Origin of the sequence: Rhizobium sp. N621, from assembly GCF_001664325.1 — a bacterium.
Taxonomy (GTDB): domain Bacteria; phylum Pseudomonadota; class Alphaproteobacteria; order Rhizobiales; family Rhizobiaceae; genus Rhizobium; species Rhizobium esperanzae.
In genome coordinates this window covers 1,648,172-1,666,283 of sequence record NZ_CP013495.1, presented here as the reverse complement: position 1 = coordinate 1,666,283, position 18,112 = coordinate 1,648,172, and the positions used below count along the sequence as shown (strand labels likewise).

18 protein-coding genes, 3 tRNA genes and 1 riboswitch are annotated in these 18,112 nt (G+C 60.5%); of the genes, 6 read left to right on the top strand and 15 right to left on the bottom strand.

Annotated elements, in window-relative coordinates:
- Positions 1 to 8: 8 nt before the first annotated feature.
- The 7 genes from AMK00_RS08115 to AMK00_RS08085 form a co-directional block, all read right to left on the bottom strand.
- Positions 9 to 281, bottom strand: coding sequence for a hypothetical protein (locus tag AMK00_RS08115; RefSeq protein ID WP_064810114.1), 273 nt, complete (start codon positions 279 to 281; stop codon positions 9 to 11).
- Positions 281 to 1,471 (bottom strand): NADH-quinone oxidoreductase subunit D, encoded by a 1,191-nt coding sequence (locus AMK00_RS08110; RefSeq protein WP_064810113.1) that lies wholly within the window; start codon positions 1,469 to 1,471, stop codon positions 281 to 283. The genes AMK00_RS08115 and AMK00_RS08110 overlap by 1 nt, the downstream gene beginning before the upstream one ends.
- Positions 1,472 to 1,537: 66 nt before the next feature.
- A complete protein-coding gene (locus tag AMK00_RS08105; protein ID WP_012483430.1) occupies positions 1,538 to 2,140 on the bottom strand; it encodes an NADH-quinone oxidoreductase subunit C in 603 nt (200 codons plus the stop codon).
- 18 nt (positions 2,141 to 2,158) lie between these two features.
- Positions 2,159 to 2,743, bottom strand: a complete 585-nt coding sequence (locus AMK00_RS08100) for a NuoB/complex I 20 kDa subunit family protein (RefSeq protein WP_008521904.1) — start codon at positions 2,741 to 2,743, stop codon at positions 2,159 to 2,161.
- The gene (locus AMK00_RS08095) at positions 2,734 to 3,099 is read right to left on the bottom strand and encodes an NADH-quinone oxidoreductase subunit A (protein ID WP_010055493.1); all 366 of its coding nucleotides are present in this window, start codon (positions 3,097 to 3,099) and stop codon (positions 2,734 to 2,736) included. Before AMK00_RS08095 ends, AMK00_RS08100 begins: the two co-directional genes overlap by 10 nt.
- 247 nt (positions 3,100 to 3,346) lie before the next feature.
- Positions 3,347 to 3,423, bottom strand: a tRNA-Asp gene (locus AMK00_RS08090).
- Between the two features lie 51 nt (positions 3,424 to 3,474).
- A tRNA-Asp gene (locus tag AMK00_RS08085) sits at positions 3,475 to 3,551 on the bottom strand.
- Positions 3,552 to 3,964: 413 nt separating this feature from the next.
- Between AMK00_RS08085 and AMK00_RS08080 the strand changes: the two genes are divergently transcribed.
- Together AMK00_RS08080 and AMK00_RS33560 are read left to right on the top strand one after the other, a co-directional pair.
- A tRNA-Val gene (locus AMK00_RS08080) sits at positions 3,965 to 4,040 on the top strand.
- Between the two features lie 285 nt (positions 4,041 to 4,325).
- On the top strand, positions 4,326 to 4,538 hold the full coding sequence (locus AMK00_RS33560; protein ID WP_064811676.1) for a hypothetical protein: 213 nt from the start codon (positions 4,326 to 4,328) through the stop codon (positions 4,536 to 4,538).
- Between the two features lie 24 nt (positions 4,539 to 4,562).
- Here AMK00_RS33560 and AMK00_RS08070 read toward each other — a convergent pair whose 3' ends face one another.
- Complete coding sequence (locus AMK00_RS08070; protein ID WP_064810112.1) at positions 4,563 to 5,111, bottom strand: glutathione peroxidase; 549 nt, start codon at positions 5,109 to 5,111, stop codon at positions 4,563 to 4,565.
- A 127-nt stretch (positions 5,112 to 5,238) separates the two neighbouring features.
- On the bottom strand, positions 5,239 to 5,601 hold the full coding sequence (locus tag AMK00_RS08065; RefSeq protein WP_064810111.1) for a hypothetical protein: 363 nt from the start codon (positions 5,599 to 5,601) through the stop codon (positions 5,239 to 5,241).
- Between the two features lie 163 nt (positions 5,602 to 5,764).
- Here AMK00_RS08065 and AMK00_RS08060 point away from each other — a divergent pair, with 163 nt between their 5' ends.
- Positions 5,765 to 6,370 (top strand): class I SAM-dependent methyltransferase, encoded by a 606-nt coding sequence (locus AMK00_RS08060; RefSeq protein ID WP_064810110.1) that lies wholly within the window; start codon positions 5,765 to 5,767, stop codon positions 6,368 to 6,370.
- Positions 6,371 to 6,375: 5 nt separating this feature from the next.
- Here AMK00_RS08060 and AMK00_RS08055 read toward each other — a convergent pair whose 3' ends face one another.
- Complete coding sequence (locus AMK00_RS08055; RefSeq protein ID WP_064810109.1) at positions 6,376 to 6,777, bottom strand: (R)-mandelonitrile lyase; 402 nt, start codon at positions 6,775 to 6,777, stop codon at positions 6,376 to 6,378.
- A 142-nt stretch (positions 6,778 to 6,919) separates the two neighbouring features.
- Between AMK00_RS08055 and AMK00_RS08050 the strand changes: the two genes are divergently transcribed.
- Entirely contained in the window at positions 6,920 to 7,906 is a 987-nt protein-coding gene (locus tag AMK00_RS08050; RefSeq protein WP_064810108.1) for an aldo/keto reductase, read from the top strand.
- 238 nt (positions 7,907 to 8,144) lie between these two features.
- Here AMK00_RS08050 and AMK00_RS08045 read toward each other — a convergent pair whose 3' ends face one another.
- From AMK00_RS08045 to clpP, 5 genes are all read right to left on the bottom strand, one after another.
- A complete protein-coding gene (locus AMK00_RS08045) occupies positions 8,145 to 9,053 on the bottom strand; it encodes a DMT family transporter (protein WP_442966183.1) in 909 nt (302 codons plus the stop codon).
- Positions 9,054 to 9,237: 184 nt separating this feature from the next.
- A riboswitch (FMN riboswitch) is annotated at positions 9,238 to 9,389 on the bottom strand.
- 115 nt (positions 9,390 to 9,504) lie between these two features.
- Positions 9,505 to 9,780, bottom strand: a complete 276-nt coding sequence (gene hupB / locus AMK00_RS08040; RefSeq protein WP_003558438.1) for a DNA-binding protein HupB — start codon at positions 9,778 to 9,780, stop codon at positions 9,505 to 9,507.
- Positions 9,781 to 9,986: 206 nt separating this feature from the next.
- Complete coding sequence (gene lon, locus AMK00_RS08035) at positions 9,987 to 12,404, bottom strand: endopeptidase La (protein WP_064801801.1); 2,418 nt, start codon at positions 12,402 to 12,404, stop codon at positions 9,987 to 9,989.
- A gap of 403 nt (positions 12,405 to 12,807) precedes the next feature.
- Positions 12,808 to 14,085 carry an ATP-dependent Clp protease ATP-binding subunit ClpX gene (gene clpX, locus AMK00_RS08030; RefSeq protein WP_004680013.1) on the bottom strand — a complete coding sequence of 426 codons (1,278 nt, stop codon included), beginning with the start codon at positions 14,083 to 14,085 and terminating at the stop codon, positions 12,808 to 12,810.
- Between the two features lie 302 nt (positions 14,086 to 14,387).
- The gene (clpP, locus tag AMK00_RS08025; RefSeq protein WP_064801799.1) at positions 14,388 to 15,017 is read right to left on the bottom strand and encodes an ATP-dependent Clp endopeptidase proteolytic subunit ClpP; all 630 of its coding nucleotides are present in this window, start codon (positions 15,015 to 15,017) and stop codon (positions 14,388 to 14,390) included.
- Positions 15,018 to 15,413: 396 nt separating this feature from the next.
- Between clpP and AMK00_RS08020 the strand changes: the two genes are divergently transcribed.
- Complete coding sequence (locus tag AMK00_RS08020) at positions 15,414 to 16,667, top strand: GGDEF domain-containing protein (protein ID WP_064801797.1); 1,254 nt, start codon at positions 15,414 to 15,416, stop codon at positions 16,665 to 16,667.
- A 148-nt stretch (positions 16,668 to 16,815) separates the two neighbouring features.
- Positions 16,816 to 18,060 carry a cytochrome P450 gene (locus tag AMK00_RS08015; RefSeq protein WP_064810107.1) on the top strand — a complete coding sequence of 415 codons (1,245 nt, stop codon included), beginning with the start codon at positions 16,816 to 16,818 and terminating at the stop codon, positions 18,058 to 18,060.
- Positions 18,061 to 18,112: the final 52 nt, after the last annotated feature.

Below are 18,112 nucleotides of genomic sequence, written 5' to 3'. Positions count from 1 at the left end.
ACGCCTTGTCAGTTTAGGGTTCCACACCGCGAAGCGGTCAAAGACTGCATTTCGCAGGCATAGGCCGACTGGTCTTTCTGCATAAATACGACGAATTTTCCGCCGTTCGGAACGGCGGCCTTGATCTGATAGCCCTTGGACAAAAGCTCGCCCATGGACGATTGCTGCCCCGGCGGCGTCACTTCCTTATGACCCAGCGGCGTGCCGAGGGTGTCGGCCTCCTGGGCCGAAACCCCGGATGCCGCAAAAAGAATTGCGACGGCCAGCGGCAGAAGCTGCATCAGCGGTCCACCTCGCCGAAGACGATATCGAGCGAGCCAAGGACGGCAGCGACGTCGGCAAGCTGGTGGCCGCGGCACATAAAGTCCATCGCCTGCAGATGGGCGTAACCCGGAGCGCGGATCTTGCAGCGATACGGCTTGTTCGAGCCGTCGGAGACGAGATAGACGCCGAACTCGCCCTTCGGCGCCTCGACGGCGGCGTAAACCTCGCCGGCCGGCACGTGGTAGCCTTCGGTGTAGAGCTTGAAATGGTGGATCAGCGCCTCCATCGAGCGCTTCATCTCGCCGCGCTTCGGCGGCACGACCTTGCCGTCGATCGACGAGAACGGACCGGTCTTGGCATCCGAGAGCAGGCGATTGACGCACTGCTTCATGATGCGGACCGACTGGCGCATCTCGATCATGCGGATCAGGTAGCGATCGTAATTGTCGCCGTTCTTGCCGATCGGGATGTCGAATTCGAGATCGGAATAACATTCGTAAGGTTGGGCGCGACGCAGGTCCCAGGCAGCGCCCGAACCGCGCACCATGACGCCGGAGAAGCCCCAGGCCCAGCAATCTTGCAACGAGACGATGCCGATATCGACGTTGCGTTGCTTGAAGATGCGGTTGCCGGTGAGCAGGTCGTCGATATCATCGAGCGCCTTCAGGAAGGGATCGCACCAGTCGCCGATGTCCTGCACGAGCTTTTCCGGCAGATCCTGGTGGACGCCGCCCGGGCGGAAATAAGCGGCATGCATGCGCGAACCGCTGGCGCGTTCATAGAACACCATCAGCTTTTCACGCTCTTCAAAGCCCCAGAGCGGCGGCGTCAGCGCGCCGACGTCCATCGCCTGCGTCGTGACGTTCAAGAGATGCGAGAGGATGCGACCGATCTCCGAATAGAGCACGCGGATCAGCTGGCCGCGGATCGGGATCTCGATGCCGAGCAGCTTTTCGACGGCCAGCGCATAGGCATGCTCCTGGTTCATCGGCGCGACATAATCGAGCCGATCGAAATAGGGCACCGCCTGCAGATAGGTCTTGGTCTCGATCAGCTTCTCGGTGCCGCGATGCAGCAGTCCGATATGCGGATCAACCCGCTCCACAATTTCGCCGTCAAGCTCCAGGACAAGACGAAGAACGCCGTGCGCCGCCGGATGCTGCGGTCCGAAATTGATGTTGAAGTTGCGGACGTTATGTTCGGTCATGGCGATGGGCTCGCGTTCTCAGATAACCAGTGAGTGGCAGGCACAAGCCCACCAGCCGCCTTGAATTTATTGCTTCGCTTTTTCATCGCCAGGGAGAACATATTCAGTTCCCTCCCAGGGCGACATAAAGTCAAAGTTGCGGAATTCCTGCTTCAGTTCTACCGGCTCGTAAACGACACGCTTGGCCGCATCGTCGTAGCGGACTTCGACGAAACCAGTGGTCGGGAAGTCCTTGCGCAGCGGGTGACCTTCGAAACCGTAATCGGTCAGGATGCGGCGCAGATCAGGATGGCCGGTGAAGAGCACGCCGTACATATCCCAGGTCTCGCGCTCGAACCAGTCGGCGCCGGGATAAAGGCCGCAAGCCGACGGAACGGGCGTATCTTCGTCGGTTGCGACCTTGACGCGGATGCGCAGATTCTTCTTCGGCGACAGCAGGTGATAGACGACATCGAAGCGCAGCTCGCGCTGCGGCCAGTCGACACCGCAAATATCGATCAGGTTGACGAAACCGCATTTGGCGTCGTCACGCAGGAAGGTCAAAAGCGGGATCAGGTTTTCACCTGTCGCCGTCAGCGTCAGCTCGCCATACTTCAGCTGCGATGCGGCGATCAGGTTGCCGCGCGCTTCGCCAAGGTAGGACGCAAGCTCAGTCAGGGCTTCACTCATATGCCTTGTCCTTAACCCTTAGCGTTCGATCGTGCCGGTGCGTCGGATCTTCTTCTGCAGCAGAAGCACGCCATAGAGCAGCGCTTCCGCCGTGGGGGGACAGCCCGGCACGTAGATGTCGATCGGCACGACGCGGTCGCAGCCGCGCACCACGGAATAGGAATAGTGATAGTAGCCACCGCCATTGGCGCAGGAGCCCATCGAGATGACGTAGCGCGGCTCTGGCATCTGGTCGTAGACCTTGCGCAGAGCGGGCGCCATCTTGTTGGTCAGCGTGCCGGCGACGATCATCACGTCGGACTGGCGCGGTGAGGCGCGCGGCGCAAAACCGAAACGCTCGACGTCGTAACGCGGCATCGACAGCTGCATCATTTCGACAGCGCAGCAGGCAAGGCCGAAGGTCATCCACATCAGCGAGCCGGTGCGAGCCCAATTGATCAGCTCGTCGGTCGAGGTGACGAGGAAACCCTTGTCGGCGAGCTCGTTGTTGATCTCGCCGAAGAATGCGTCATTGCTGCCGATCGGCTTACCGGTCGAGGGATCGATGATCCCCTTCGGCTGCTGGGCGACGAGCGGCTGATTGCTCACAGGGGTCACTCCCATTCCAGGGCTCCCTTTTTCCATTCATAGATAAAGCCGATGGTCAGCACGAGGAGGAAGACCATCATGGACCAGAAGCCGAACCAGCCGATGGCGCCGAAGGAAACGGCCCATGGGAAGAGGAAGGCGACCTCGAGGTCGAAGATGATGAAGAGGATCGACACGAGATAGAAGCGGATGTCGAACTTCATGCGGGCATCGTCGAAAGCGTTGAAGCCGCATTCGTAAGCCGAGAGCTTTTCCGAATCGGGCGCTTTGAAAGCCACGGCGAACGGCGCAATGAGCAGCGCCAGGCCGATAACGAGCGCGATGGCGATGAAGATAGCGATCGGAATATAGGAACTGAGCAGTTCAGTCATCATGTTCATCCTTGCTTGCCGGAGGCGCCAGGCGGCGCATTTGGGCAATTGCCCGACAAGCGAACGTGCGTTGCAACAAGCCGTGGTTAGCGCAGCCGACGCCGCGGCGCAAGACTTTTACAGAGGCAATTCGACGCGTCGCGCGCGGACATTATCAAGCAGATGCAACGATGTCGCGACAAATCCGCAGAAGTCGATTCAAGCTGCATGCCTGACCCTTGGAAACTGCATGGCTTTCGGAAGAGAATGGCGCGAGTGACGGGGCTCGAACCCGCGACCTCCGGCGTGACAGGCCGGCACTCTAACCGACTGAGCTACACCCGCGCATAGTGGACGAAAGAGCCGGACCGCGGCGTCTGAACGCCTGCTTTGAAATGGCGCGAGTGACGGGGCTCGAACCCGCGACCTCCGGCGTGACAGGCCGGCACTCTAACCGACTGAGCTACACCCGCACTTCATTTCAAGCAATCCGGATGCCTTCGCACCCTCACCAAAACGGCTGCCCGTCTCGATGAGCGGCTAACTACGGGGTTCGCCTTTTAGTGTCAAGCAGGTTTGGAGACAAAACCATGACAGTCGTTGAATTGTTTCGGCAAAGCCGCTGCAGGAAGAACGGAAAGCCGGCAATTCCAACCTCCGCAGCCGTAGCGAGGCACGATCGGAGCCGACGGCGCAGGCAAAATGCGTAAGTCCGCCGCCTTCCCCTCCCCTTTATCCACAGGCGACCGCGCCCGATCGGCAGCGCAGACCAGCAGACGACCGCCAAAAAAATCAAAAATTCTTCACAAACACTCTTGCGGTTTTGCCGCGATCCGCATAGATCACGGCCACCAACGCAGCAGGCCGATCCGGCTTCGCCAGCGATGGGCGATTAGCTCAGTTGGTAGAGCGCCTCGTTTACACCGAGGATGTCGGGAGTTCGAGTCTCTCATCGCCCACCATTTTTTACAAAGTGCCAAACAGCTGGATAATGCCGAGGCTTCGCAGACAGACGCCCGCATTGATTCGTCACCATATTTGCAATTCCAGTTGCACAGCCTATCCAGCCGAGGCGCCCGGCAGCTTTAAATGCGCCGCTCCTTGAAAGCCAGTGCTCCACCAAAACGGACTATCCCCCGCCGGCACGCCACCTCCTATTGGGCGAATGGATGGGGGCGGGCAAAAGTGAGACTATTCGTCGCCCGGAAGTCTCCGCAGTTGAAGGCTTAACGGCGCCGGGGGGTGCCATGAGAACTCTATGCTCCGCATTGACGCTGTGCATCGCGATCGCCCTTGGCGCGCCAAGCGCCACATATGTCAGCCTGCCCGGATACGCGTTCAAAACGAATCCGAACTGCCAACGCCACGTACCGAAGACGAAGTTTGACAGAAGGTGCGACCAGCCGAGACTGGGTTTCAAGGACTTTACGCCCCCGCTTGTGACCGTGCTCGGGATCTGAAGATCCTGCTCGGCTCCTAGCAAATCATCCCTTCGCCAGCTCTTGATCCACCGCCGAAACCAGCCGCGAATCGTCTGCCGTCACATCGGGCGCGAAGCGGGCGGCGATTTGGCCGCCGCGGCCGATCAGGAATTTTTCGAAATTCCAGAGGATGTCATCCTCGTCGCCGCCTGATATGCCGTGGGATTTCAGGCGTTCGCGCATCGGACCCTCGCCCGTCGTCTTCACGCCCGATTTGGTCAGCTGCCGGTAGAGCGGGTGCTGGGCCTCGCCCTTGACCGAAATCTTAGAAAAAATCGGGAAAGTGACGTCGTAGGTGGTGGTGCAGAAATCGAGGATCTCGGCGTCGGTGCCGGGTTCCTGGCCCTTGAAGTCGTTGGCGGGGAAAGCGGCGATGACGAAGCCGCGCTCGCGCTTTTCGCCATAGAGTCTTTCAAGCCCCTCATATTGCGGCGTGAGCCCGCACTTCGAGGCGACATTGACGATCAGAAGCACCCTGCCCTTGTATTCGTTCAGCGTGGTCTGTCGACCATCCACCGTCTTGACCGGAATATCCAGCACATTGCCCGTCATGGGAACCTCCAATTGGCAAGGATCGTTCGGGGAGCTTAGCGATAGCGCCGCCATTGTCATCAGGGTGAAGGATCAACTCGGCGTCAGCATCCCCGGCGTCGCCGTTTGGCGACACCGGGGAAGCCCCTCAGGCGGGTGAGGTTTCCCTTACGTCGTCGAGCAGGAAATGGACCACGAGGTAATCGGTCCTGTAGTGGCGGCCGCTGTCGGAGACGGATTCGACGCTGCCGCCATCCTTTGGATGCCAGGGATGGTAATGGGGATTAGTGGTGATGAGCGTGATGGCCTTGCCGACGAACGGTCCCTCACCCAACCGGAAACGCATCTCGGCGAGCGGCCAGATTCGCTCGTAATCTTCCATGGCGATTCGCGCCTTCAGCGCTTTCCGATGCAGCGGCTCACCGGCGCCAGGCTCGGCGGACGATTCCAGCATCACTTCTTCGGCATCGGCAATGATGGCATTGAACTCTTCGGGCCACATCCGTCTCATGAAGTCGCTCCTCCCAGGGCTCTTTCGTCATTTACAGGCGAAACTTAACCTTTTGTCCGGAAGAAGCAAATTCTTGTCATGCCGTTGTCATCCGCGTCGGCTGCTCCTACGTTCCCGTCATACCGCATCAGGGCCGTCAGCCGCCCCAATCCCGAGATCAGAGATGAAGACACGTGAAGAAAGGCAGGCGCTGCGGGCGAGCATGCCGCGCACCCCGCTCAGCGCCCATCATATGGAAAACGCCCGCCTGCTGCCGGATCGCGGCGAACTGCTCTACCGGATCCCGAATGGCGGCATCGGCGTCGAAGTGGGCGCAGCCTTCGGCGAATATACGGCGGAGATCCTGGAAAAGAATCGCCCGGCGCAGCTTTATCTCATCGATCCCTGGTCGATGGATCGCTACAGCTCCGGGCTCGACGCGATTCACACGAATTTCGCGGCCGAGATCAAGGCCGGCCGGCTGCACCTGATGCAAGGCACATCGCTCGACAAGCTCGCCGAATTCGAGGACGACTTCCTCGACTGGGCCTATATCGACACCGACCATTCCTTCGAGCTCACCTGGCAGGAGCTCCTGCTCTGCGAGAAGAAGGTGAAGCGGACAGGACGCATTGCCGGCCACGATTTCTGCACCGGCAACACGGTCAAACCGATCGTCTACGGTGTCGTCGAGGCGGTTACCAAATTCTGCAAGGATTATGGCTGGCAATTCGAATTCCTGACGGTCGAATCACATGCGCATTTTTCCTATTGCCTGAAGCGGCTTTGATCAGCTCACGCCTTGCCGGAATATTGATCGTCGCTGACCTTTTCCATCCAGTCGACATGGCTGCCGTCCAATGCCTCGTGAATGGCAATATGCGTCATCGCCGTGTCCGGGCCGGCGCCGTGCCAGTGTTTTTCGCCCGGCGCAAACCAGACAGTGTCGCCGGCGCGGATCTCGCGGATATCCCCGCCCCAGCTCTGGGCGAGGCCCTTGCCTGAGGTGACGATCAGCGTCTGGCCGAGCGGATGCGTGTGCCAGGCCGTGCGGGCGCCCGGTTCGAAGGTGACGGAGGTTGCCCTCACCCGGGCCGGCGCCGGCGGCTCGATCAGCGGATCCTGGCGAACGGCGCCGGTAAAGTAGTCGGCCGGCGGTTTCGTCGAAGGGCGAGAGCCGGCGGGTTTGATCTCCATAATCGTTCCTTTCCATCCATTGCGGTTGAAGCCTTATCTGCGGACGATATTTGATCGAGGCGACCGATCAAGACCGGATCGGCAATTGCCGCACAGTTGCCCGCCTGATAGGCCAGTGTCTTTCATAACCGGGGAGATGTTCATGAAACACCATGCTTTTGGCCGCATGCCCTTCACCGTCACCAATGTCGGCTTCGGCGCCTGGCAGATCGGCGGCTCCTGGGGCGACATCAGCGAGGCGGATGGGCGCGTGGCGCTGAATGCCGCGCTCGATGCCGGTATGACGTTCATCGACACGGCGGATGTCTACGGCGACGGACGCTCGGAAAAGATCATTGCCGATGTCTTGAAGACGCGCGGCGGCGAGCGCCCGATGGTCGCGACCAAGGCCGGCCGCCGCCTCAACCCGCATGTCGCGGAAGGTTATAGCAAGGCCAATCTCGAAGGCTTCATCGACCGCAGCCTGGAGAATCTTGCGGTCGACAGTCTCGACCTCGTGCAGCTGCACTGCCCGCCGCGCGAGGTGCTTTACCAGCCTGAGATCTTCGAGAGCCTGGATACGCTGCAGCAAGCCGGCAAGATCAAGGGCTATGGCGTCAGCGTCGAAAAGGTCGAGGACGGGCTGAAGGCGATCGAATATCCCGGCGTCGTCAGCATCCAGATCATCTACAACATCTTTCGCCAGCGCCCCGACCACCTGTTCTTCCAAGAGGCGCGCCGCAGGAACGTGGCGATCATCGCCCGCGTGCCGCTCGCAAGCGGCCTTCTCTCAGGCAAGATCAGCCGCGAGACGCAGTTTGCCAGCGACGACCACCGCAATTTCAACCGCCACGGCGAAGCTTTCGATGTCGGCGAGACCTTTGCGGGCGTACCCTTCGAGGTCGGGCTGCAGGCGGTCGAGGAAGTGCGCAAGCTAGTGCCGGCCGGCGCCACCATGGCCGCCTTTGCGCTGCGCTGGATCCTGATGAGCGATGCGGTCACCGTCGTCATCCCCGGCGCCCGCAATGCCGAACAGGCGCGAGCCAACGCGGCTGCCGCCGACCTTGCGCCGCTTTCAGCGGATGTCATGGCGGCAACGCGCGAGATCTACGAGCGGCTGATCGCGCCGCATGTGCATCAGCGCTGGTAGCGCTGGAGGTTCTTCGTAAGGACTACGGCGAGACGAGAACAGCCTCTCATCCGGCTACCCCCACCGACCGGGGTCGAGCCACTCGTCTCGACCCGTCCTTCGGACCCCCGCTCGCGGGGCGAAGGGACCAAGCCGCAACCTCCCCGTCCCCCGCTCGCCTCTCGCAGGGCGCGTCCCCTCTCCCCGTTTTTACGCATGACGGAGACATGACGACCGGCAGGATTTCAGAGAGTCGGCGTCAGGCTGCCTGTTTTTCCCGACGCATCTCATTTCTCATGATGAAGAGCGACGCGGAAAGAATGAGTGCAGCGCCCAACCACAGATAGCCGGCGGGCGCATAGCCGAAGAACAGCCAGCCGGCGAGAACGTTCAGCGGCAGCTTCAGGTCATCGAAGGGCTGGACATAGGCGGCGTCGGCGCTGGCATAGGCTAGGGTCAGCAGATATTGCGCCACGACCGTCAGGAGGCCAGCCAGAAGGAAGAGCGCGAGTGTCGTGCCTGTCGGCACTGCGAAACCCGCGGCAAGCGCCAGACCGCCGTTGATCGGCGTCAGCAGCACCAACAGCCAGACAGTGATGGTCTCCGGCCTCTCGATACCCGTCAGGCTCTTGGTGATGAGCGATGAGGCACCCCAGAGCAGTGCCGAGAGCACCGGCAGGAGCGCTGCCCAGGTGAAGCTGTCCGACCATGGCTGGAGGATGATCATCGCGCCGGCAAAGCCGACACCGGTCGCTGCCCAGCGGGCCGGGCCGACGCGCTCACCGAGGAACAGGCGGGCACCGAGAATGATGAAGAAGGGTGAGGTCATGACCAGCGCGATCGCCTGCCAGATCGGCACCGAGGCAAGACCGGAAACCCAGGCCTCGACACCAAGCGCGGCAAAGACGACGCGCACGACGTGGCGCCAGGGATAGTCCGTCCGCATAGCAGCAAGGCCGGATTTGCGCAGGAAGGGCAAGGAGAAGAGGAAGGCGAAGGCATATTGCCAGAAGGCTGCGGAGGCTGGAGGAAAGGCAAGCTTCATGGTCAGCCATTGGGTGACGACGTTGAGCAGCGAGAAGGCGACGCCTCCAAGCACCATGAAAACGGCGCCGGCAATGGCGCGGGAACGCGGCATTGTAAGGGAATTCTGATTCATGTCTTCCATCCAGAACTACAGCGCCGCGCGTCTTTCCAGACGCGCAAAGGACGCTGTAGCGCTTTTAATTGCTGCATAATTTCATCCTTAAATCGATTCCGATTTGAGGAGTTATGCAGGCGACCAACATAAATCAGGACGCATGAGTCAACGGCGCGCAGACGCCGGCAGTCCTCTGCTCGCTCGCGGCCATGCTCATTCTCTTTCATCCGGACTATACCGTCGGCTCCGGAATCGCACCGGATCTGCTGACCCTTCCCCGGCCAAAGCTTCGGAAGGCGCTCGCGGGCTCGGGCCGCAGCCCTTACCGCCGGTGGGGACTTTCACCCCGCCCTGAGAACAGCACGTTCGTAAAACAAAGCACTTCTTGCGGCAAGCGCAAAACAAAAGGGGTCCGGCAGTGCCGAACCCCTCGAAATCCTGCTCAGCCATTCTCGTTTACGGCCGGCGGACGATCAAATCAGCCGTTGACGGCGTCCTTCAAGCCCTTGCCGGGCGTGAACTTCGGCACGTTGCGAGCCGGGATATCGACTTCAGCGCCGGTCGACGGGTTACGGCCCTTCGTTGCAGCGCGATGAGAAACGGTGAAGCTGCCGAAACCAGCGAGGCGGATGTCGCCCTTGTTCTTGAGTTCGGCCTGGACAACGTCGAAAACCGCGTCAACAGCGGAAGCCGCGTCAGACTTCGTCAGTCCTGCCTTTTCGGCGACTGCGGACACGAGTTCATTCTTGTTCATGTTTCCACCCCTTTCTAAATGGTATGAAACGACTCAAATCTAAGCTAGGCGCAGATTAGGTTTCATCAGGCCCGCCGGGAACCCAAAAGCCCTGCAAATCAAGGAAAAGCAAGCGTCTCCATGACGTTTTCACAAAAAAGGCTGGCGTTTCCGCCAGCCTTTTCGCGTCTTTTGCGCTAATAGGGCACAAATGTGGCAAACGCCACTCAATGCGCTATGGTTGCGCCCGTATCATCAAGGCCTTCGACCGACGTGATGACAGGCGTTTCCACCGTGCCATCCCACTCGATCGGCTCCGGCCGCCGGATCAGCGCGTGCTTGATCACCTCGCCCATCCGGGAGACCGGGATGATCTCCATGCTGTTCTTCACATTGTCCGGAATCTCCGCCAGATCCTTGGCGTTCTCCTCCGGAATCAGCACCTTCTTGATGCCACCGCGAAGCGCTGCGAGCAGCTTTTCCTTGAGACCGCCAATCGGCAGCACACGGCCGCGAAGGGTGATTTCACCGGTCATGGCCACATGCTTGTTGACCGGGATGCCGGTCATGATCGAGACGATGGCGGTTGCCATGGCGACACCGGCCGACGGACCATCCTTCGGCGTCGCACCTTCCGGCACGTGCACGTGGATGTCGTTCTTTTCGAACATCGGCGGTTCGATGCCGAAATCGACGGCGCGCGAGCGGACATAAGAGGCCGCCGCCGAGATCGATTCCTTCATGACGTCCTTCAGATTGCCGGTAACCGTCATGCGGCCCTTGCCCGGCATCATCACACCTTCGATGGTCAGCAGTTCGCCGCCGACTTCCGTCCACGCAAGACCGGTCACGACGCCGACCTGATCCTCGCCCTCGGCTTCGCCATGGCGGAAGCGCGGCACGCCGAGATAGTCGGCGATGTTGGCGGCCGTCACGTGAACGGACTTCGTCTTGCCCTTGATGATCTCGGTGACCGCCTTGCGGGCGAGCTTCATCAATTCGCGTTCAAAGCTGCGGACACCGGCTTCGCGGGTATACTGCTGGCTGATCGCCATCAGGGCGTCGTCGCTGACCGAGAATTCTTCCGGCTGCAACGCATGTTCCTTGATAGCCTTCGGCAGCAGGTGCCGCTTGGCGATCTCGCGCTTCTCGTCCTCGGTGTAACCGGCGATACGGATGATTTCCATGCGGTCCATCAGCGGTGCAGGGATGTTCAGCGTATTCGCCGTCGTGATGAACATCACGTCCGACAGGTCGTATTCGACTTCCAGATAGTGGTCCATGAAGGTCGAGTTCTGCGCCGGGTCGAGCACTTCGAGCAGGGCGGAGGACGGGTCGCCGCGGAAATCCATGCCCATCTTGTCGATTTCGTCGAGCAGGAAGAGCGGATTGGACTTCTTTGCCTTCTTCATCGACTGGATGACCTTGCCGGGCATCGAGCCGATATAGGTGCGGCGGTGACCGCGGATTTCGGCTTCGTCGCGAACGCCGCCGAGCGCCATGCGGACATACTCACGGCCGGTCGCCTTGGCGATCGACTGGGCGAGCGAGGTCTTGCCGACACCAGGAGGGCCGACGAGGCAGAGGATCGGGCCCTTGATCTTGGTGGCGCGGGCCTGCACGGCCAGATATTCGACGATGCGCTCCTTGACCTTGTCGAGACCGAAGTGATCAGCTTCGAGGATCTTTTCGGCGTTGTTGAGATCGGCCTTGATCTTCGACTTCTTGCCCCAGGGAATGCCGAGCAGCCAGTCCAGATAGTTGCGCACGACGGTGGCTTCGGCCGACATCGGGCTCATCTGACGCAGCTTCTTCAGCTCCGCATCGGCCTTTTCACGGGCCTCCTTGGACAGCTTGGTCTTGGCGATGCGCTCTTCCAGTTCGCTCATCTCGTCGCGGCCTTCCTCGCCGTCGCCGAGCTCCTTCTGGATCGCCTTCATCTGCTCATTGAGGTAGTACTCACGCTGGGTCTTCTCCATCTGGCGCTTGACGCGCGAGCGGATGCGCTTTTCGACCTGAAGGACCGAAATCTCGCCTTCCATGAAGCCGAGAGCCTTTTCGAGGCGCTGCTTGACGCTGGTGGTTTCCAGCATCTCCTGCTTCTCGGTGATCTTGATCGACAGGTGCGAGGCGACCGTATCGGCGAGCTTGGAATAGTCGTCGATCTGGCTGGCGGCGCCGACCACTTCAGGGGAAATCTTCTTGTTGAGCTTCACATAGCTCTCGAATTCGGAAACGACCGAGCGCGACAAGGCTTCCAGCTCGACCGGATCGTCATGGGGCTCCTCGAGCACATGGCCGAGCGCCTCATAGAAATCCTCACGGCTCGTATAGGTGTCGATCTCGGCGCGGGCGCGGCCTTCGACCAGAACCTTGACGGTGCCATCAGGAAGCTTCAAGAGCTGCAGCACGTTTGCCACGGTGCCGACATTGTGGATCGCCGAAGGGTCCGGATCATCGTCACTGGCGTTGATCTGCGTCACCAGCATGATCTGCTTGTCCGAGCCCATGACCTCTTCGAGCGCACGGATCGACTTTTCCCGTCCGACAAACAGCGGCACGATCATATGCGGGAAAACCACGATGTCACGCAAAGGCAGAACGGGGTAGGCAGTGCTGCTCGCTACAGACGTTTTCTTCGTCATTTTTTGTCCTTTCCATCGTCCCGTTACCGGGCTCTCTGCACGACCGCTTGGGATCGGCCGGCACTCTCACTTGGCCTACAAGTGGAGGTTCTGACTACGCTTTTCAAGCCACGCTAACGCCCGCGTTCCCCGGATATGACAGCTTTGTTACAACGGAACACCAGCACTATGAAACGCGTGGCTGGACCGGCGCTTACCACTTCCGACCCGGCTAAATACAACGCCAGCAATACACTCACGGAATCACTGCATCATTGCCAAGCACCGCCCCCTGCGCAACATCGGCAAGGGCAAGCTCCAGTTCCCACCGCCAAAATACTAACAGCGCCTCGCATGGTTTTTCAAATAGAAAGGGGCTCGCCCATGGCAAGCCCCTTAAAATAATGGTGTGAAAACCATAAGATTACGCGGAAGCGTTGGCTTTTTCTTCCTGACGATCGGCATAGATGTAGAGCGGACGCGCCGAGCCGCGCACCACTTCCTCCGAGATGACGACCTCGCGCACGCCTTCCAGCGTCGGCAGCTCGAACATCGTGTCGAGCAGGATCTTTTCCATGATCGAACGAAGGCCGCGGGCGCCGGTCTTGCGCACGATCGCCTTGCGGGCGATTTCGCGCAACGCATCCTCGTGGAAGGTCAGTTCCACATCTTCCATCTCGAACAGGCGCTGATACTGCTTGATCAGCGCGTTCTTCGGCTCGGACAGGATCTGGATCAGCGCGTCCTCGTCGAGATCCTCGAGTGTCGCCAGAACCGGCAGACGGCCGATGAACTCGGGAATGAGGCCGAACTTGACCAGATCTTCCGGTTCGAGTTCGCGCAGGACTTCGCCGACGCGGCGGTCGTCCTGGGCCTTGACGGTGGCGCCGAAACCGATCGAGGTCTTCTCGCCGCGGGCGGAGATGATCTTGTCGAGGCCGGCGAAGGCGCCACCGCAGATGAACAGGATGTTCGTCGTGTCGACCTGCAGGAATTCCTGCTGCGGGTGCTTGCGGCCGCCCTGCGGCGGGACGGAAGCGACCGTACCTTCCATGATCTTCAGAAGCGCCTGCTGCACGCCCTCGCCCGAGACGTCGCGGGTGATCGACGGATTGTCGGACTTGCGCGAAATCTTGTCGACTTCGTCGATGTAGACGATGCCGCGCTGGGCGCGCTCGACATTGTAGTCAGCGGCCTGCAAGAGCTTGAGGATGATGTTTTCGACGTCCTCACCGACATAACCGGCTTCCGTCAGCGTCGTCGCATCGGCCATGGTGAAGGGAACGTCGATGATGCGGGCGAGCGTCTGAGCAAGATAGGTCTTGCCGCAGCCTGTGGGGCCGACGAGCATGATGTTCGACTTCGCCAACTCGACTTCGCCGTTCTTGGAGGCGTGCGCCAGGCGCTTGTAATGGTTGTGAACGGCGACCGACAGGATCTTCTTCGCCTGGCGCTGACCGATGACATATTCGTCGAGGACCTTGATGATGTCCTGGGGCGTCGGAACGCCGTCGCGGGACTTGACCATCGAGGACTTGTTTTCCTCGCGGATGATGTCCATGCACAATTCGACGCATTCATCGCAGATGAAGACGGTCGGTCCGGCAATCAGTTTCCGGACTTCGTGCTGGCTCTTTCCGCAGAACGAACAATAGAGGGTGTTCTTGGAGTCGCCGCCGTTGCTGCCGCTGACCTTGCTCATATCATTTTCCTTCCAGCACGCCGCATTTCAAGGCGAAATCGCGGTCCACTCTATCAGCTCCTGGCGGCACTCCGTTTCCGGAGCCTTTGCCGAGAAGGGCTTCAGGGGCTACGAACCGGTCCCAATCAACCATGTCCAGGTTCCGGCGGCAACGAATTCCCCTTCGAATGCCGAATGCTATGTCATAAAAATTCAACATAGCATTAATAGTTACTATTAGCGTCTTCGTCGCCAGTTGAAAGCCTTGTTCGATCACAAATGAGATAGAACTGTGGCGAGGAAAACACCATCCCAATTAATTACTAGGCCTGCTCGCCTTCCATCTCGAGGCGTGACGTCAGAACCTTGTCGATCACACCCCAATCCTGGGCCTCGTCCGCATCCATGAAATGGTCACGATCGAGCGTCTTTTCAACTTCCTCGTAGCTGCGGCCGGTGTGCTTGACGTAGACCTCGTTCAGCCGGCGCTTCATCTTGAGGATGTCGCGAGCGTGGCGCTCGATGTCCGAGGCCTGGCCCTGGAAGCCGCCCGAGGGCTGGTGCACCATGATGCGGGAATTCGGCGTGGCGAAGCGCATGTCCTTATGGCCGGCCGCCAGCAGCAGCGAGCCCATGGACGCGGCCTGGCCGATGCAGAGCGTCGAAACAGCCGGCTTGATGAACTGCATCGTGTCGTAGATCGCCATGCCGGCAGTGACGACGCCACCTGGCGAATTGATGTAGAGAGCGATTTCCTTTTTCGGGTTTTCTGCCTCGAGGAAGAGAAGCTGGGCGCAGACGAGCGTCGCCATATGATCTTCGACGGCGCCGGTCAGGAAGATGATGCGTTCCTTCAACAGACGGGAATAGATGTCGTAGGAGCGTTCACCGCGGTTGGTCTGTTCCACGACCATCGGCACGAGGGCCATTGCGGTATCAACTGGGTTTCTCATGTGCGTCCTTTGTCAACGTCATGCCGGCAGACCGGGAATCAAAGAAAATGTCTTATCCCTACATAGAGTGTCCCTGCCCTCCTCTTCAAGACACGCCTTGGGATAACGTTAAGAAGGCGGGGCAAGACGGCGAGGTTTCGAAGCCGGCAGCCTCTATCTCGCAAACGCCTGATGGGCGCGAGCCTTCGATGGCGTCTGCCCCCGCTTTTCTCCATGACAGGATGAAGGAAAGGTTACTCCATTCGGCAGCGCTCACGCACGTTTACCCGACGGAAAGCCTATCGCCAGATACCGGCCGAAAATCATGCCGCAGTGCAACGACATTAAGGAACTGGCGAACTTCCTCCGCAAGGATGCGGGCCAACAGACAAGGTCGACGGGCAAGGGGTTGCTGCCGTGTTCAATATCGCTACAGGTCTCGCCATCTGGTGTTCGGAGGCCATGACGCTCGCTTTGGTGCTTTTCGTCGCCTGGCGCCACAATGTCAGGAATGAAGCCTATCTCTATTGGGGCCTCGGCTTCTTTCTGACCGCCATCGGCTTTGCGATGATCTCGCTGCGCAGCGAAATTCCCAGCCTGCTCTCGATCGAGGTGGGCAATGCCATCGCGCTGCTCGGCCAGAGCGCCTGGGTAGCGGGTTTTCTCGCACTCGACCGCAAGAAGATCGAATGGTGGGCTCTGCTGCCGCCGGCAATCTGGCTGGCCGGGATCTTTCTGCCCTGGGTCAACACCGATTATTCCAACCGCGTCGTGCTCTATAATCTCGCTTCGGCGACGGGTGCCACGGCATTGGCCATGGCGGTCGCCGCCGGCGACATGCGCCGCGAGCGCACCCGCATCAAGCTGATGGGCGTGTTCGTCATCCAGGGCGGCCTGTGTTTCGCCTCGGCGCTGACGATGGCGGTGACGCTGCCAAGCGATATCGAGGCAACCAATCTCGGCGGCGTCTCGGCAATGGCAAGCGCCTTCCTGCTCACCATCGCCTTCGCGCTCACCTGCCGACTGGTGATGGAGCGCTCCGAACGGCATCTGCGCGCAATGACGCTGACCGATTCCCTGACCGGCGTGCTCAACCGCCGTGGTCTGCTCGGCTATTTCGAGTCGATCCAGGAGAGAGCCCATGGCGAGCAGCGGCAGGTCGCGGTGATCCTTTTCGACCTCGACCATTTCAAACGCGTCAACGATCGCTTCGGCCATCAGTCCGGTGACGCCGTGCTAACCGCTTTCGCGCGCATGGCCCGGCAATATGTTCCAAACAACATCTTCGGCCGCATGGGCGGCGAAGAATTCGCCGCCTTCGCGGCCGTTGCCGACCAGACGGAAGCCGAGGCGATCGCCGAAGCGATCCGCACCGAATTCTGCCGCCTTCCTGTCAGCACCGGCGAAGCGATCGTTCCGGTCACGGTCAGCATCGGCATTGCACTCGCCTCCTCGATCGAAGCCAATATCGACAAGCTGATCTCGGCCGCCGACCGGGCACTCTATGCGGCCAAGGCCGCCGGCCGCAATTGCACGGTCACCTTCGGCGAAGAGGAAGCGGCGGCCCCGGCGCCGGCCACGCCGAGCACCACCGCCGGCGAGCTCGTGCCGACGGTCGACGACCAGGTGGAGGCGCTGCGGCGGATGGGCGCGCTGTCACGGGCCGGCTAGCCGCAAGTCAAAAAGCAGAATCAATCACCGGGTTTAGACATGGATCTTAAAGCCGTGGGCGCCTCCGATCGAGCGCGCCTCGTTCCGTGCCGAACACTCCTCACCCACATCTTTTCGAGGGCCGGCAAATCCGCTAAGCCTTCGGTTCATGACGATACCGCCCTTTTTCTCGATCGACCCCGCCCTCCGCCACGTCTCGCTGGACGCCCGCAATCCGGCCTTCTACGGCAACCCGAATGCCGTTTACGCCGCGCTTCACGCTCATTGTCCGACCTTCTACTGGACCGAGCAGAAACAGTGGTTCTTCACCGGTTACGACCATGTGAACGGGTTGCTGCGCGACCGCCGCTTCGGCCGACAGATCCTGCATATCGCCAGCCGCGAGGAGCTCGGCCTAGCGGAGCCGATGGCGCATCTTGAAAGCTTCGATCTCTCGGAACGTTATTCCCTGCTCGAGCTCGAACCGCCGGAGCACACGCGGCTGCGCACGCTCGTCAACCGCGCCTTCGTCTCCCGCCATGTCGAGAAGATGAAGCCGGAGCTTACCGAGCTTGCCAACCGGCTGATCGACGGCTTCGCGGACAAGGGCGAGGTCGAGCTGCTCTCGGCCTTTGCCGACATCATCCCGGTGACGATGATCGCCCGGATGATCGGCATCCCGGAAGAGATGGGGCCGCAGCTGCTCGCCTGGTCGCATGCCTATGTCCGCATGTACATGTTCGGCCGCACTCGCCGGCAAGAAGAGGAGGCCGAACGGGCGGCCAGAGAATTTTCCGACTATGTGAGAACAGTGATCGCAGAACGCCGGGCCGAGCCGCGCGATGACCTGTTGACCCATATGATCCACACCGAGCACAAGGGCCAATACCTCACAGAAGAAGAGCTCATCTCAACCACGATCGTGCTGCTCAATGCCGGACACGAGGCAACCGTGCACCAGATCGGCAACTCCGTGCGCACCATCCTCGACAGCGGCTGCGATCCGGCAGAACTCTTCCGGGACGAAGCGGCGACGGAGCGCACCGTCGAGGAAACCCTGCGCATCTGCGCGCCCGTCCACATCTTCCAGCGCTGGGCGCTCGAGCCCGCAGAGATCGACGGCGTCTCCTTCAAGCGCGGCGACAAGGTAAGCCTCATTCTCGCCGCCGCTAATCTCGACCCGGCGAAATTCACCGATCCCCTTGCCTTCCGGCCCGACCGCAACGAGGCGCCAAACCTCTCCTTCGGCGCCGGCATCCATTTCTGCATCGGCGCACCGCTGGCGCGGCTGGAGCTCAACGTCGTGCTGCCGATCCTATTCGAACGGCTTGCCGGCCTCAGGCTGGCGAAGACGCCCGTCGTCAAGGACGTCTATCATTTCCACGGGCTCGACCGGCTGGATCTCCGGTGGTGAGCCGCTCAGGACGGCAGATCCGCGGAAGCTCTGCGCAGCGTGCTGGCGCGAT